Raw genomic sequence first — 14,259 nt, 5'->3', positions numbered from 1 at the left:
GCCAAGGAATACGGAGCCATGAACCTACTCGACAGGCTGATCCATCCAGACGAGCGCGTCGCCCTATTCATCGACGGCGCCAATCTTTATTCGGCGGCGAAGGGCCTCACGTTCGATATCGATTATCGCAAGCTGCTCGACGAGTTCAGAAAGCATGGCCGCTTCGTTCGCGCCTATTACTACACCGCGCTGGTCGAGGATCAGGATTTCTCCCCGATCCGGCCGCTGGTGGATTGGCTCGATTACAATGGCTACACGCTCGTGACCAAACCGGCCAAGGAATACACCGACGCAAACGGCCGGCGCCGATTCAAGGGCGACATGGATGTCGAACTCGCGGTCGATCTGATGCAAGCGGCAGCATTCGCGGATCACGCCTTCCTGTTCTCCGGCGACGGCGATTTCCTTGCCGCCATAGAAGCTGTCCAGCGCAAGGGCATGCGCGTAAGCGTCGTCTCCACGATCAAGTCCAACCCGCCGATGGCGTCAGACGACATCCGCCGCGCGGCTGACAATTTCGTCGACTTGGCCGACCTCGCCAACCTGATCGGCCGGCCGCCGCGCGAGAGAACGCCGGACGCGCGCTATGAGTATGCTGACGAAGAGGATCGGTGAGCGAATATCCGCCCGAAGCGCCGAAAGATTGCCCGCTGTGTCCGCGGCTCGTCGGCTATCGCGAACAGAACAAGCGCGCCGAACCCACCTGGTTCAACGGCGCCGCGCCGTCTTTCGGCGACCCTGACGCGCGCCTTCTTGTCGTCGGCCTCGCGCCTGGCCGAGGCGGCGCCAACCGAACCGGGCGCCCGTTCACCGGCGATTACGCAGGCGACCTGCTCTACGCCACGCTGAAGAAGCTGGGCCTGGCGGAAGGGGAGTACCGCGCCGATCCGAACGACGGCTTCACGCTGAAAGGCGCAATGATCACCAACGCGGTCCGTTGCGCGCCGCCGGAAAACAAGCCGACCCCGGCGGAGATCGCGACCTGCCGGCCGTTCCTGTCAGCGCGGCTCGAAGCGCTGCCGAACCTGCGCGCGATCATGGCGCTTGGCTCGATCGCGCACGACAGCGTGTTGCGCGCGCATGGTTTGAAGCCGACAGCGGCGAAATTCGGCCATGGCGTTGAAGCCGCGCTGCCGAACGGGCGCACGCTCGTTTCGAGCTATCATTGCTCACGCTACAACACGCAAACGCGCCGCCTCACGGCTGAGATGTTCGAGGCGGTGATGACGCGCGCCAAAGCGCTCGCCTACGGCTAAATCTCGACCCCGTAGCCTTGATAGGTGCGGCGGATGCCGGGCTCGGCGCGCTCAGCCGCGGCAATGTCAGCCCGACCCGCCGCCTCTTCACCCATACGCAGCCGCGCCACGCCGCGTCCGTAGAGATAATGGCCGCGCTCGGGATCGAGGGCCAACGCCGCGGTGTAGTCCGCGACGGCCGCGGAATATTCGCCGCGCTTGAGGTGGACGAGGCCACGGCTGTCCAAAGCCGCGGCAGATCTCGGGTCGAGGCGGATCGCTTCGTTGCAATCCGCAAGTGCGAGATCGAGTTCTTCGCCGCTGACCGCGCGCAGCCAACAACGGTTGTTCCAAAGACCAGATTCGAGCGGATTCTCCGCCAGCTCTCGCGTCAGCCATTCGAGTTCGCCGAGACTGCGCTCTTCCAAACTTCGTAGCGCCGCATCGCGCATCAGTTGCGCGTCGCTGAGCGCCGGGTTCAACGACAGCGCCGCCTCATAGTCGCGCACGGCCGCTTCGAACGCCTCGCGGTTGAAATGCAGCTGGCCGCGCTCGAGATAGGCGCTGACCAGACCGGGATCGATCCGCAAGGCCCGGCCGAAATCCGCAATCGCGCGCGCGTCTTGCCGCAACCTGACGCGCAGCGTGCCGCGATGCACCAAGGCTTGCGCTTTTTGCGACGGTTCTGTCACCGCCGATGCGATCACCGCCGAACAGGCGTCCAGCCGTTGTTGATCGAAGACAGAACTTTCGCAAACATGCCATTGCCGCTCGGCCTGCACGGCGGGATCGGAAGGACTGCAGGCCGCCAGGACGGCGACCAGCGCCGAGGCGGCGAGGCTCAGCCGCGGTCGCGAAGCAGGCGTGATTGCTGACGTTTCCATTCGCGGTCCTTTGTCGCCGCTCTTTTGTCGTGCGCCTTTTTGCCCTTGGCTAGCGCAATCTCGACCTTGACGATGCCGCGGGCGTTGAAATAGAGCTTGAGCGGCGCAATGGTGCGGCCTTCGCGTTCGACCGCGCCCATCAGCCGTTTCAATTCGCGCCCGCGCACGAGCAGCTTCCGCGGCCGGCGCGGCTCATGGTTGAACTGGCCGGCGGGCGGGTATTCCGGGATCGTCGCATTGATCAGCCAGAGTTCGCCGTGTTCGGTGCTGGCATAGCTCTCGGCGATATTGGCCCGCCCGTTGCGCAGCGATTTCACCTCGGTCCCGACCAGTTGGATGCCGGCTTCGAGCGTGTCCTCGATCGCATAGTCGAATCGAGCGCGCCGGTTCTCCGCGATCAGCTTGCGGTTGGGCTCTTCCTTTTTGGCCATGGCTCAAATGAGGCCCGCGTGAGTCATCGCCGCGCGGATCTGCGCTTTGGCTGGTTCGCTGCACGCCAGCAGCGGGAGGCGCACCTCATCCGTGCACAAGCCCAGCAGCGAGCAGGCGTACTTCGCCGGCGCCGGCGAGGGTTCGACGAACATCGCCTTGTGCAACGGCGCCAACTGGTCGTCGATCGCACGCGCCGTCTCGAATGCGCCCTGCAGCGTTGCGTCCTGCATCTGCGCGCAGAGCTTCGGCGCCACGTTTGCCGTCACCGAGATGCAGCCCACGCCGCCCAGGGCGTTGAACCCGATCGCGGTCGGATCCTCTCCGGAGAGCTGGATGAAGGCTTCGCCGCAGAGCGCGCGATGGCGTGTCACGCGGGACAGATCGGCGCTCGCATCCTTGCAGCCGACCACGTTCGGCAGCTGCGCCAAACGCCCCATCGTTTCGGCGCTGATATCCGTCACCGTCCGGGCCGGCACGTTGTAGACGACGATCGGGATATCCACCGCATCGTTGATGGCTCGGAAGTGCGCAACCAGCCCGTCCTGGCTCGGCTTGTTGTAGTAAGGCGCCACGACCAGAACCGCGTCCGCACCGGCTGCCTTCGCCTGTCGGGCCAACTCGATCGCGTGCGCCGTGCTGTTGGAGCCTGCGCCGGCGATCACGGGAACCTTTCCCGCAGCGGCCTCGACACACAGCTCGACGACCCGGACGTGCTCTTCCAGGCTCAGCGTCGCGCTTTCCCCGGTCGTGCCGCACGGCACGAGGCCGTGTGACCCTTCGGCCACTTGCCGTTCGACAAGCGTTTGGAAAGCACGTTCATCTACGATTCCGTCACGGAATGGCGTAATCAACGCCGGAATTGAACCGTAGATTTTGTCGGAGGAGATGCTGCGGTGGGCCATTGGCGCGATTCCTGCCACAGTGTCGGGCGAGGTTAAATAGCGGCTCGCCAGCCAAAGCTCGCGAGCGCGTCCTGTTTCGGAACGGTGCGGAGAACGGTATGGACGTGGCAAGAATGACCCGTGTCGCTTTGTCGGCCCTGGCGGTCAGCGCCGTCCTGGTCACATCCAGCTCCGGTCAATCCCAGGTCGCGCCAGGACCGTCGACTGCCGAAGCGGCCTCCTACACGCCGGCGGCGCCGCTGCCGTCGAGCGCCGAGCGTATGCGCCTGCGCAGCGGCTTGGCCGCCGCCGAGTCGGGCGACTGGTCCGGCCTCGCCCAATTGCGCGACAGCGCCACCGATCCGCTGGTGCGCCGCATGCTGCAGTGGCGCTGGGCCGCCTCGAGTGAGGCGCCGCTATACTTCGACGACATCGCCCAGGCGCTCAATGAGCTGCAGGGCTGGCCCGGCCGCACCGCGATGCGCACGCGCGCGGAGCAAGCGATCCTGAGTTCGCGGCTGTCCGCTTCCGAGCGGATCGCGTTTCTGCGTTCCGAAGGCGGTCCCATCACCGGCGACGGGCGAATGGCGCTCGCGATGTCGCTGCGGGACGCCGGCCAACGCAGCGAGGCTGTCGAGATCGCCCGCGCGTCTTGGCGCGATGACGCGTTGTCCACAGAAATGGAAGATCGCGCACTGGCGGCGTTCAGCTCTTCGTTCAGCAGCGAGGACCACGCCGCCCGAGTCGACGGGCTTCTCTGGCGCAACCAACACACCGCTGCGCGTCGCCTGCTGTCGCGCGTCTCGACCGCCGATCGCCTGCTCGCGAACGCCCGCATTGCCATACAGAGCCGCGCCCGGCGCGGTCTGCAGGCGGCGGTCGACGCGGTGCCCGGCTCGCGCGCCGACAACCCCGGCTTCCTATACGACCGCGCGCAGTACCGCCGCCGCGCCGGCAACCCGGAAGACGCGCTGCCGCTGATGGTGGAAGTCGACCCGCGCCAAGCGCCCGCCGCCGCCCGCTCCGAGCTGTTCGCCGAACGCCGCCTCTACGTTCCCCGTGCGCTGCGTTCGCGCAATTACCGCCAAGCCTACGCCCTGGTGACGAACCACGGCCTCACCTCGGGCGAAGCATTCGCCGACGCCGAGTGGATGGCCGGCTGGCTGTCGCTGCGCTTTCTCGGCAACCCTCAACGTGCGCGCGAACACTTTGCGCACCTGAGCGAGAACGTCTCCTCGCCCGTCAGTCTCTCTCGCGCCCTCTATTGGCGCGCCGAGGCCGAGCGCGCGCTTGGCAACACCGCCGAATCCGAACGCCTGCTCGAGCAGGCCGCCCAGTACAATTTCACTTATTACGGCCAGCTCGCCGCGACGCGCGGCGACCGCACGGCGACCCTGTCGCTGCCGGAAACGGCGCGTGTCACTGACGCGGCGCGCAGCCGCTTCGAAAGTCGCGAATTGGTCCGGGCGCTGCGCTTGATGGCGGAAGTCGGCGCTCAGCGCGATTTCGAGTCGATTGCTTTCTATCTCGACGACACGCTTGACGACCCGATGGAGCTTGAACTGCTCTCAGAAATGGCGCGCGAGCAGTCCTATTACCGCACGGCCCTGCGGAGCGCAAAGGCCGGCCTGTTCCGCAATGTCGTGGCGACGAGCGCGGCCTATCCGACGCTGGAGCTTCCCGCCGCCGTGCAACAACGGGGCCGTCCCGAGCCCGCGCTCGTGCATGCGATCATCCGCCAGGAGAGCGAGTTCGATCCCGGCGCCATCTCCAGCGCCAACGCCCGTGGGCTGATGCAGCTCATTCCGTCGACGGCGCAGATCGAAGCGCGCCGCGCGGGGATGAGCTTCCAACGCGCAGCGCTCACGACCGACCCGCAGTACAATATGACGTTAGGCTCTCAGCACTTGGCCGGGCTGATCGACGATTTCGGCGGCTCCTATGTGATGGCGATCGCCGCCTACAACGCAGGCTCCAGCAATGTGCGCAACTGGGTGAACGAGTGGGGCGACCCGAGATCGAGCAACGTCGATGTCATCGACTGGATCGAACTCATACCGTTCTCGGAGACCCGCAATTACGTGCAGCGTGTGACCGAGAACCTCCAGGTTTATCGCCATCGCCTGGCCGGCGAGCCGGTGGCGATTCAGCTCGAACGCGATCTGCACCGCGGGCGCTAGGCCGTCAGCGCCTGCGTGAACGTCTCGGCGTCGACGTTGCCCCCGCTCGCGATGACCGCGACGGTCTTGCCGCTGAGATCGACACCGCCCTCAAGCGCAGCGGCCAGCGAGGCCGCGCCGGAAGGTTCGAGCACGACCTTCAGATAGCGGAAGGCGAACTTCATCGCCCGCCGCACCGCATCGTCGCTGACGCCGACCGCCATCTCGAACCGTTCGCGCGCGATGGCGTATGGGATTTCGCCCATCTGCTCGGTCAGGAGGCCATCGCAAATCGAGCGTATCCCCGGCGCATTGCGCTGGATCGAGCCGGACTCGAGCGTGCGGGCGATGTCGTTATGCTCCTGCGGCTCCACTGCGATGATGCGCGCGCCCGGCAGGGCCAGCGCCACGCCCGCCGAGAGTCCGCCGCCGCTGGCGGGCACGAAGACGATGTCGGGCGATATCTCTTCGCCGATCTCCAGCCCGCACGTGCCTTGGCCGGCGATGACGAACGGATCGTCGAACGGCTTGATCAGGCTCGCGCCTTTCTCCGCAGCGATGCGCGCGCCGATCTCCTCGCGGCTCTCCTTGACGCGATCGTATGTCACAACCGTTGCGCCGTTCGCGCGAGTCGTCTCCAGTTTGATCTTCGGCGCGTCGGCCGGCATCACGATCGTCGCCTCGATGCCGAAGAGTTTGGCCGCGGTCGAGACGGCGATCGCGTGATTGCCAGACGAGAACGCGATCACGCCGCGCGCCCGCGCCTCTGGCGACAGGGCCGCGATCGCGTTTGTCGCGCCGCGCATCTTGAAGGCGCCGCCGCGCTGCAAGCACTCGGCTTTCACAAAGATTTTCGCGCCGGTGTGCGCGTCCAACGCATCGTTCCGCAGGAGCGGCGTGCGCACTGCGATGCCCTGGATGCGCTTGGCGGCGGCCTTCACGTCTTCGATCGTCGGGATCATCATGAGCCTCTCGGTTTGGCGCGGCGCGTCGGCGGCGCCGTCAGCGGATCTTCCGGCCATGGGTGCTTGGGGTAACGGCCCCGCATTTCGCTGCGCACCGCTGCATACGAGCCGCGCCAGAAGCCAGGCAAGTCCTTCGTCGTCTGCACCGGCCGATGCGCGGGCGACAAGAGGCGCAGGCTGAGCGGCACACGCCCATTGGCGATCGTCGGATGCTTGTCCTGTCCGAACATCTCTTGCAGCCGTACGTCCAATGCGGGCCCGCCATCGGCTTCGTAGTCGATCAGCAACGATGAGCCGAGCGGCGTCTCGAACCGCGTCGGCGCCTCTGCATCGAGCAAGCGCCGCTGGGCGAAGGACAGCACCCCCTGCAGCGCCTTGGCGACATCGATATCCTTCAGCCGTCTCGCATTCTGCAGGCTTGGAGCAAGCCACTCGTCGAGCGTGGCCAGCAGAGTCTCGTCGCTCACATCAGGCCAATCTTCGCCGTGCAGCCCCCGCATGAACATCATCCGGGCGCGCGTTTGTCGCGCAGTCTCGTTCCAATCCAGCAGCTCGAGACCCTGTTCGCGCACCGCCGCCAGCAAGGCCTCCTGCAGCTCCTCGCCGCCCAAACCCTCAACCGGCGCTTCGGTTATGACCATCCGTCCCAACCGCCGTGTGCGCCGCGCGCGCAACGCCCCGGTTGCGGCGTCGATGGTGGCGGAGACGCCGGTTTCGATCCGTGAACCGAACATCCTCTCGATCTCCGCCAGCGTGATCGGGGCCGCGAGCAAGACTTGCGCGCGCCCCGCTGCGCCGGAAACGTCGGCAATCGCCAGGAACGGCTCGCGCGCCAACGGCGATGCCTGGTCAACGGCCGCCGCGCGGCCGTTGACCATCGTGAACAAACCGCCGCGCGACCGTGCCACGCGATCGGGATACGCCAACGCCAGCACCGCGCCGGCGCGCGTTTCGTCCGCCGCGCCGGCGTCGCCGCCTGCCGTTCGAGCAATCCGCCGCGCCAGCGACCGCGCCGCTTCCGCACGCTGCCCGCGTTCGCCATCGAAGCGATGCAAGCGTTCGCGCAAGTCCGCGCTTCGCCCACCCAGACCTTGCTCCGTCAGCAGCACGGCGATGCGCGCCGCCAGCACGCGATCTTCACCCGCATCGATCACCATGTGGGCCAGACGCGGCGGCAGCGGCAGCCGCGCCACCGCTTCGCCGTGCGCCGTGAGGCGCCCGCCTTCGTCCAACGCCCCGATCCGCTTCAACAGCGTGATCGCCTCGCTCCATGCCGGCTTCGGCGGCGGATCGAGCCACGCCAGCGCAGTTGGTTCGGCAACGCCCCACGCCGCTAGATCCAGCGCGAGACCGGAGAGGTCGGCGTCTAATATCTCCGGCCGATCGAAGGCAGGCAGCGCCCGCGTCTCGCCTTCGCTCCACAAGCGCCAACATACGCCGGGCTCGAGCCGTCCGGCGCGGCCTGCGCGCTGCGTCACCGAAGCCTGGCTCGCGCGCACCGTTTCCAGCCGGGAGAGGCCGAGCGCCGGCTCGTAGCGCGGCCGCCGGGCCAAGCCCGAATCCACCACGATCCGCACGCCGTCGATGGTCAGGCTCGTTTCGGCGATCGACGTCGCCAGCACCACTTTGCGCCGCCCGGGCGGCGCTGGCGCGATCGCCGCATCCTGATCGGCCGAACTCATGGCGCCGTACAAGGGACGGATGTCAATGCTCGGATCGCTCACGCTGGCGCGCAGCGCTTCCGCCGTTCGTTCGATCTCGCGTACGCCAGGCAGGAATACCAGCGCGCTGCCGCGTTCTGCCGCCAGTGCGCCGCGCACTGCCGTGGCTACCTCATCCTCCAACCGCGCGCTCGCCAGCCGCGGGCGATACACATGCGCGACCGGAAACATCCGGCCCTCGCTGACGATCACCGGCGCGTCGCCGAGCAGCGCCGCCACACGCGCGGCGTCGAGCGTCGCCGACATCACGACCAGCCGCAGATCCGGCCGCAGTCCGCTCTGCGCGTCGCGCGCGAGCGCCAGCCCGAGATCGCCCTCCAGGCTCCGCTCGTGGAATTCGTCGAACAGCACCGCCGCGACGCCGCGCAGCTCCGGATCGTCGAGGATCATGCGCGTGAACACGCCCTCGGTGACGACTTCGATGCGCGTTCTTGGACCGATCTTCGAGTCCAGCCGCACGCGATAGCCGATGGTGTCGCCGATGCGTTCGCCGCATTCGCTCGCCATCCGAGCTGCGGCCGCGCGGGCGGCAATTCGGCGCGGCGAAAGCAGGATGATCTTGCCACGCTGCGCCCAAGGCTCATTGAGCAGCGCCACCGGCACGCGAGTGGTCTTGCCCGCGCCCGGCGGAGCGACGAGCACGGCCTCCGTCCGCGCCGCAAGCGCGGCGCGCAAATCGGGCAGAACCTGCTCAACCGGAAGCATGAGCCGGACTTAGCGGCTCGGTTCGGCTCTGTCTCCCGGCATTGGCCGGCGTGGCGAGGCCGCGCTATACCTCCGCCGAACAAAGGGGGAGCGGGCATGCGATCGCAGCATTGGGGTAAGTTACTGGTCGTCGCCGCCGTCGCGCTGGCGGCCTGCTCGACCGGCCGCACCGCCGACACGCGCCGCGGCGTCACCGACGCCGCCTACACCCCGCTCCGCGACGTGAACCTGATCCGGCCCGAGATCCCGCTCATCTTGCGCAATCTCCAGTACCCGTACTCGACCGTGACGCTGGCCGACTGCGCCGCGGTGACGCGCGAAATTGGCCAACTCGACGCGGTGCTCGGCCCCGAGAGCTATCAGCCCGGCCCTGATCGAAACATTTGGGATCGCGGCGGCGATTTCGTCGAAGAACAAACCATCGACTTGGCCCGCGGCACGGCCGAAGATTTAATCCCGTTCCGCTCATGGGTGCGCCGCATTTCCGGCGCCAGCCGGGCCGAGCGCGAGGCGCTGCGCGCGGTGGCGAACGGACAGCAGCGGCGCACATTCCTGCGCGGCTACGGCGCTTCGCTTGGCTGCCCCAGCATCATCCCGCCGCCGCCGCCGCAGCCGCACACGGCGCGCGAAGGCCGCGACCGGCCGGTGAACTAGCCGCCCAAGCGCGACTTGAATGCGTCTCGGAAGTCGGCAAGGCGCCCTGCCGCGATCGCCTCGCGCAGCCGCGCCATCAGCGCTTGATAGTACGCCACGTTGTGCCACGAGAGCAGCGTCTGGCCGAGCAGCTCGCCGGCCTTGAACAGATGGTGCAGGTACGCCTTCGAATAGTCGCGGCTGGCGGGACAATCGATGCTCTCGTCGAGCGGCGACATGTCTTCGGCAAAGCGTGCGTTGGTGATGTTGATCGGGCCGGCGTCGGTCCAGGCTTGGCCGTGCCGGCCCGAACGCGTCGGCAGCACGCAATCGAACATGTCGACGCCGCGCCAGACGCTTTCGACAATGTCGATCGGCTTGCCGACACCCATGAGATAACGAGGTCTATCGTTCGGCAGGTGCGGCGTGGTGACATCGAGCGTCGCGAGCATCGCATCGTGTCCTTCGCCGACCGCGAGGCCGCCGATGGCGTAGCCGTCGAAACCTTCGGCAACCAGCGCTTCGGCCGAGATGCGGCGCAGCTCCGGATCGACGCCGCCCTGCACGATCGCGAACAAGTTCTGCTCATCCCGTGCGCCGAACGCGCGTTTGCAACGTCCCGCCCAGTCCAGCGACAGCCGCATCGCCTTCTCGACCGTCTCGCGCGGCGCCGGCAGCGCCGGACATTCATCCAGCTGCATCACGATTTCCGCGCCGATCTGATCGGCCTGGATGCGAATGGAGTCTTCCGGCGTCAGCCGATGCTGCGAGCCGTCGACATGACTACGGAAGGTCACGCCGTCGGCGTCAAGTTTGCGCAGCTGCGCCAGCGACATCACTTGATAGCCGCCACTGTCCGTGAGAATCGGCTTGTCCCAACGCATGAAGCGATGCAGCCCGCCGAACTTGGCCATCCGCTCGCCGCCCGGGCGCAGCATGAGATGATAGGTGTTGCCGAGAATGATATCGGCGCCGGTCTGCTCGACCTGCTCCACCGTCAGCGCCTTCACGGTGCCCGCGGTCCCGACCGGCATGAACGCCGGCGTGCGGATGTCGCCGCGCGGCGTCTTCAAAACGCCGGTGCGCGCTGCGCCGTCACGCGCGTGAATCTCGAATGGAAACGCCGTCATGGCGCTCGCCATAGCAAGCTGGCGTCGCCGTAGGAATAGAACCGGTAGCGTTCACAGATGGCGTGCGCATACGCCGCCTTCATGCGCTCCAGCCCTGCGAACGCGGACACCAGCATGAACAGCGTCGAGCGCGGCAGATGGAAATTCGTCCAGAGCCCATCGACGACACGGAAGCGATAGCCCGGCGTGATGAAGATGTCGGTGTCGCCCGTTTCGGCGCGCACGCGGCCGTCTTCGTCCGCTGCGGACTCCAGCGAACGCAGCGCCGTCGTGCCCACCGCAATAACGCGCCGACCCTCAGCTTTGGCGCGATTGATCGCGTCTGCGGCGGAGGGTGATATCTCGCGCCACTCGGCGTGCATCACATGCTCGGACGTATCGTCGGTCTTGACCGGAAGGAACGTGCCGGCGCCGACGTGGAGCGTTACGTGCGCGCGCTCGACGCCGGCTCTCCCGAGCCCGCCGAACAGCTCCTCAGTGAAGTGCAAGCCCGCTGTCGGCGCCGCCACCGCGCCGTCCCTGGCGGCGTACACAGTCTGATAGTCCGACCGATCCGCTTCGTCCTCCGTCCGTCGCCCGGCGATGTACGGCGGCAGCGGCATCTCGCCGTGTGCTGCGATCGCAGTGTCGAGATCAGGCCCGCTCAAATCGAACGCGATCGTCACGAGGCCATCCTCGCTTTTGCCGCGGACCGTCGCATCGAGGCCGGACAGCATGCACGCGCTTTCGCTCTCGCCGCCGAAGCGCAGCCGATCGCCTTCCTTCAGCCGCTTGCCGGGCTTGGCGAAGGCGAGCCAAGTGTTTCCGGACTCACGCTTGTGCAGCGTCGCCTCCACCGCGACCCGGTTCTCGTCGCGATAGCGGAATCCCCTTAGTCGCGCCGGGATTACCCGCGTATCGTTGAAGACTAGCAGGTCGCCGTGCCGCAGCAGTGATGGCAAATCACGCACGATCAGGTCTTCAAACGCGCCCGCCGCCGGCGCATGCAAGAGCCGCGCGCTGTCGCGCGGTCGCGCAGGACGAAGTGCGATCAACTCCTCCGGCAGTTCGAAATCGAACAGATCGACCCGCATCTACGCCCTAACCATGCGTCCGCGCCGCATCTCCTCGGCCTCCCAGCGCATATTCGCCCGAGCCGTTTCGCCGCGTTCGTTCTCGTACACGTCGGTACGGAACGTGCGCGGCCGCTCCAGCTGCTTCTCGAGGAAGGCGCCGCGCCCCGCCGCGAACGCCGCGTCGTTTATGTGCGGGTATTCGGCGCGGATGCCCGCGGCGTAGGCGCAATACGCCTCCCAGGGAGCGCCGAGGACGGCGATATCCATATCGAGAAAGAGCGCTGCGTCGCCCTCCGCGTCGCCTTCGTGATGCATCTTCGTCATCTCGATTGCGCGTGCGACCCGCTCGGCCAAGATCGGATCATGCGCGAGCGAGGCGCGCGCCCATTCAGCGCTGAGCTTCTCGTTGTCCGGCGCCCCCGGTTGATAAACCGCGTCATGAAACCAGATCGCATAACCGACGAAGGCATGATCGCGGAGCAGCGCGGCGCGCCGATCCGCTTCATCGAGCAGCCAGATGAGATGCGATTGATCGTGATAGCGCCGCTGCGGTTCGTCCCAAGCACGGATCAACGCTTCGCCGAGCGCATCGGCGCCAGGCCCCGCCAGCGCCCGCCAGCGCTGCAGAAGCCCCGCGCTCACTCCGCTTTCGCGCTGACGATCTTGCCGGGATTGCGCGGCGGCTCGCCCTTGGGCAGCGCGTCGACGGCCTCCATGCCTTCCACGACCTGGCCCCAGACTGTGTATTGCTTGTCGAGGAAGCGCGCGTCGTCGAAGCAGATGAAGAACTGGCTGTTGGCCGAGTTCGGATCGTTGGTGCGCGCCATCGAGCAGACGCCGCGCACGTGCGGCTCGGCGTTGAACTCCTGCTTCAAGTTCGGCTTTGAAGAGCCGCCCGTGCCGTTTTTGCGGCCGCCATCGCCGCCTTGCGCCATGAAACCGGCGATCACGCGATGGAACGGCACGTCATTGTAGAAGCCCTCGTTCGCCAGTTCGCCGATGCGCTGAACGTGGTTCGGCGCCAGGTCCGGACGCATCTTGATCTTCACCGTGCCGGTATCGAGTTCGAGCGTCAGGGTATGAAAGGAATGATCGACCACCAGCTTCTCTCTCTGTTTTCACTGTTCGGCACACGGGCCGGGATCTCCACGTCGCACACCGAGAAATCGGCGCGGCGCTCGCGGCGCGTCTCTTCGATCAGGTCGCGGAATTGCGGCCCATCGGTACGCAAGACATAGATCGGCGCCCGCTCCGCGTCAGGGACATCCGACGCGACTCGCACCGAAAGCATGCGATCCGGCGTTGGCGGCGGGTTTCCGACCGCGATGCGCATCACCGCATCCATGCCCCAAACCACGCGGCCGAAGATCGTGTAACGCTTGTCGAGGGCGGTGTTCGGCGCACGCATCAGGAAGAATTGGCTGTTGGCCGAGTTGATCGGTTCCGCCCGCGCCATGGAAACCACGCCCTGGCAATGCAGCGCGTTGGCTGAGACGCGGCCGTCGGCGGTCACCGCCATTTGCGCGTCGGGTTGGCTCTCGATCGGCAGCGCTTTGTAAAAGCCGAGGCGCGCACGGCTCTGCTCGGCCGCCTGGATGAACGGCATCTCCGGTCCGCGGCGAAACATGAACTCCTCGCGCAGATCCGGCAAGGACGAGGCGCCTTCGCCCGTGCCCAGCGGATCGCCCGTCTGCGCCATGAAGTCATCGATGACGCGGTGGAACGTGAGGCCGTTGTAAAAGCCGGCGCGCGTCAGCGTCTTGATCCGCTCGACATGGTTCGGCGCGATCTCCGGATAGAGTTCGACCACGATGCGGCCGTGCACCGTATCGATATAAAGCGTGTTCTCCGGATCGACCGGGCGCCAGTTACGCGCGTCCGGCGTCTGCGCCGAGGCCACACTCAAGCCAAGCGCCAGGAGCGCGGCCGCTAAAATTCCACCCAAGCGCAGCATTACGAGACCCCGAATTTCGCCTTCAGTCGTCCTTCTACTTCTTCGGGCACGAATTGCGCGACGCTTCCTTGCAGTCGCGCGATCTCTTTCACCAGCCGCGACGCGATCGCCTGGTGCGTCGGGTCGGCCATGAGAAAAACCGTTTCGATGGCGGGATTTAGCTTCTGGTTCATGCCCACCATGGCGAATTCGTACTCGAAGTCGGCGACGGCTCGAAGGCCCCGGACGATGATTTGCGCCCCTACGCTCTCGGCGAACTTCATCAGCAATGTGTCGAAAGGTTGGACGACGATCTCGGCGCCATCCCTGATCTTGGCGATCTGCTCCTCGACCATCGCCAACCGCTCATCCAAGGAGAAGAGCGGCCCCTTCTCCTGGTTGATGGCGACGCCAATCACCAGTCGGTCGACCAGCTTCGCGCCGCGCGCGATGATGTCCACATGCCCGTTGGTGACCGGATCGAAGGTGCCGGGGTAAAGCCCGACCCGAAGCTTCCTAGTCATAG

At 66.5% G+C, this 14,259-nt stretch carries 15 protein-coding genes; 4 read left to right on the top strand and 11 right to left on the bottom strand.

Annotated features, from left to right (window positions below):
• Nucleotides 1-18 precede the first annotated feature (18 nt).
• Together VEA80_RS13595 and VEA80_RS13590 are read left to right on the top strand one after the other, a co-directional pair.
• Nucleotides 19-615, top strand: coding sequence for an NYN domain-containing protein (locus VEA80_RS13595; RefSeq protein WP_325061295.1), 597 nt, complete (start codon nt 19-21; stop codon nt 613-615).
• Nucleotides 612-1,256 (top strand): uracil-DNA glycosylase, encoded by a 645-nt coding sequence (locus tag VEA80_RS13590; RefSeq protein WP_325061294.1) that lies wholly within the window; start codon nt 612-614, stop codon nt 1,254-1,256. Before VEA80_RS13595 ends, VEA80_RS13590 begins: the two co-directional genes overlap by 4 nt.
• Here the strand turns inward: VEA80_RS13590 and VEA80_RS13585 are convergent.
• Genes VEA80_RS13585 through dapA form a run of 3 tightly spaced genes read right to left on the bottom strand, consistent with a single transcriptional unit; the run spans nt 1,253 to nt 3,453 of the window.
• A complete protein-coding gene (locus VEA80_RS13585; protein ID WP_325061293.1) occupies nt 1,253-2,119 on the bottom strand; it encodes a tetratricopeptide repeat protein in 867 nt (288 codons plus the stop codon). The genes VEA80_RS13590 and VEA80_RS13585 overlap by 4 nt on opposite strands.
• The gene (smpB, locus tag VEA80_RS13580; RefSeq protein ID WP_325061292.1) at nt 2,077-2,550 is read right to left on the bottom strand and encodes an SsrA-binding protein SmpB; all 474 of its coding nucleotides are present in this window, start codon (nt 2,548-2,550) and stop codon (nt 2,077-2,079) included. The genes VEA80_RS13585 and smpB overlap by 43 nt, the downstream gene beginning before the upstream one ends.
• 3 nt (nt 2,551-2,553) lie before the next feature.
• Nucleotides 2,554-3,453: a 4-hydroxy-tetrahydrodipicolinate synthase gene (dapA, locus tag VEA80_RS13575; RefSeq protein WP_325061291.1), complete on the bottom strand. Its 900-nt coding sequence runs from the start codon at nt 3,451-3,453 to the stop codon at nt 2,554-2,556.
• 113 nt (nt 3,454-3,566) lie between these two features.
• Here dapA and VEA80_RS13570 point away from each other — a divergent pair, with 113 nt between their 5' ends.
• Nucleotides 3,567-5,612 (top strand): lytic transglycosylase domain-containing protein, encoded by a 2,046-nt coding sequence (locus VEA80_RS13570; RefSeq protein ID WP_325061290.1) that lies wholly within the window; start codon nt 3,567-3,569, stop codon nt 5,610-5,612.
• On the opposite strand, the gene VEA80_RS13565 is transcribed toward VEA80_RS13570, so the two are convergent.
• Together VEA80_RS13565 and hrpB are read right to left on the bottom strand one after the other, a co-directional pair.
• Nucleotides 5,609-6,556 carry a threonine/serine dehydratase gene (locus tag VEA80_RS13565; protein ID WP_325061289.1) on the bottom strand — a complete coding sequence of 316 codons (948 nt, stop codon included), beginning with the start codon at nt 6,554-6,556 and terminating at the stop codon, nt 5,609-5,611. The genes VEA80_RS13570 and VEA80_RS13565 overlap by 4 nt on opposite strands.
• A complete protein-coding gene (gene hrpB, locus VEA80_RS13560; RefSeq protein WP_325061288.1) occupies nt 6,553-8,982 on the bottom strand; it encodes an ATP-dependent helicase HrpB in 2,430 nt (809 codons plus the stop codon). Before hrpB ends, VEA80_RS13565 begins: the two co-directional genes overlap by 4 nt.
• A 96-nt stretch (nt 8,983-9,078) precedes the next feature.
• On the opposite strand from hrpB, the gene VEA80_RS13555 reads away from it, so the two are divergent.
• On the top strand, nt 9,079-9,636 hold the full coding sequence (locus VEA80_RS13555; protein WP_325061287.1) for a hypothetical protein: 558 nt from the start codon (nt 9,079-9,081) through the stop codon (nt 9,634-9,636).
• On the opposite strand, the gene tgt is transcribed toward VEA80_RS13555, so the two are convergent.
• From tgt to coaD, 6 genes are read right to left on the bottom strand one after another with little or no spacing between them, the layout of a single operon-like run.
• Nucleotides 9,633-10,745 carry a tRNA guanosine(34) transglycosylase Tgt gene (tgt, locus tag VEA80_RS13550; protein WP_325061286.1) on the bottom strand — a complete coding sequence of 371 codons (1,113 nt, stop codon included), beginning with the start codon at nt 10,743-10,745 and terminating at the stop codon, nt 9,633-9,635. The two genes, VEA80_RS13555 and tgt, sit on opposite strands and share 4 nt — an antisense overlap.
• Nucleotides 10,742-11,818 (bottom strand): tRNA preQ1(34) S-adenosylmethionine ribosyltransferase-isomerase QueA, encoded by a 1,077-nt coding sequence (queA, locus tag VEA80_RS13545; protein ID WP_325061285.1) that lies wholly within the window; start codon nt 11,816-11,818, stop codon nt 10,742-10,744. The genes tgt and queA overlap by 4 nt, the downstream gene beginning before the upstream one ends.
• Nucleotides 11,819-12,442, bottom strand: coding sequence for a hypothetical protein (locus tag VEA80_RS13540; RefSeq protein WP_325061284.1), 624 nt, complete (start codon nt 12,440-12,442; stop codon nt 11,819-11,821).
• Nucleotides 12,439-12,837 carry a peptidylprolyl isomerase gene (locus VEA80_RS13535; RefSeq protein WP_349257259.1) on the bottom strand — a complete coding sequence of 133 codons (399 nt, stop codon included), beginning with the start codon at nt 12,835-12,837 and terminating at the stop codon, nt 12,439-12,441. The genes VEA80_RS13540 and VEA80_RS13535 overlap by 4 nt, the downstream gene beginning before the upstream one ends.
• Before the next feature lie 35 nt (nt 12,838-12,872).
• Nucleotides 12,873-13,700 carry a peptidylprolyl isomerase gene (locus tag VEA80_RS13530; protein WP_325061318.1) on the bottom strand — a complete coding sequence of 276 codons (828 nt, stop codon included), beginning with the start codon at nt 13,698-13,700 and terminating at the stop codon, nt 12,873-12,875.
• 53 nt (nt 13,701-13,753) lie between these two features.
• Entirely contained in the window at nt 13,754-14,257 is a 504-nt protein-coding gene (coaD, locus tag VEA80_RS13525; RefSeq protein ID WP_325061282.1) for a pantetheine-phosphate adenylyltransferase, read from the bottom strand.
• Nucleotides 14,258-14,259: the final 2 nt, after the last annotated feature.

This window comes from Vitreimonas sp. (assembly GCF_035627415.1).
Lineage (GTDB): Bacteria > Pseudomonadota > Alphaproteobacteria > Caulobacterales > Aquidulcibacteraceae > Vitreimonas.
This window is presented reverse-complemented; position numbering and strand designations above follow the sequence as displayed.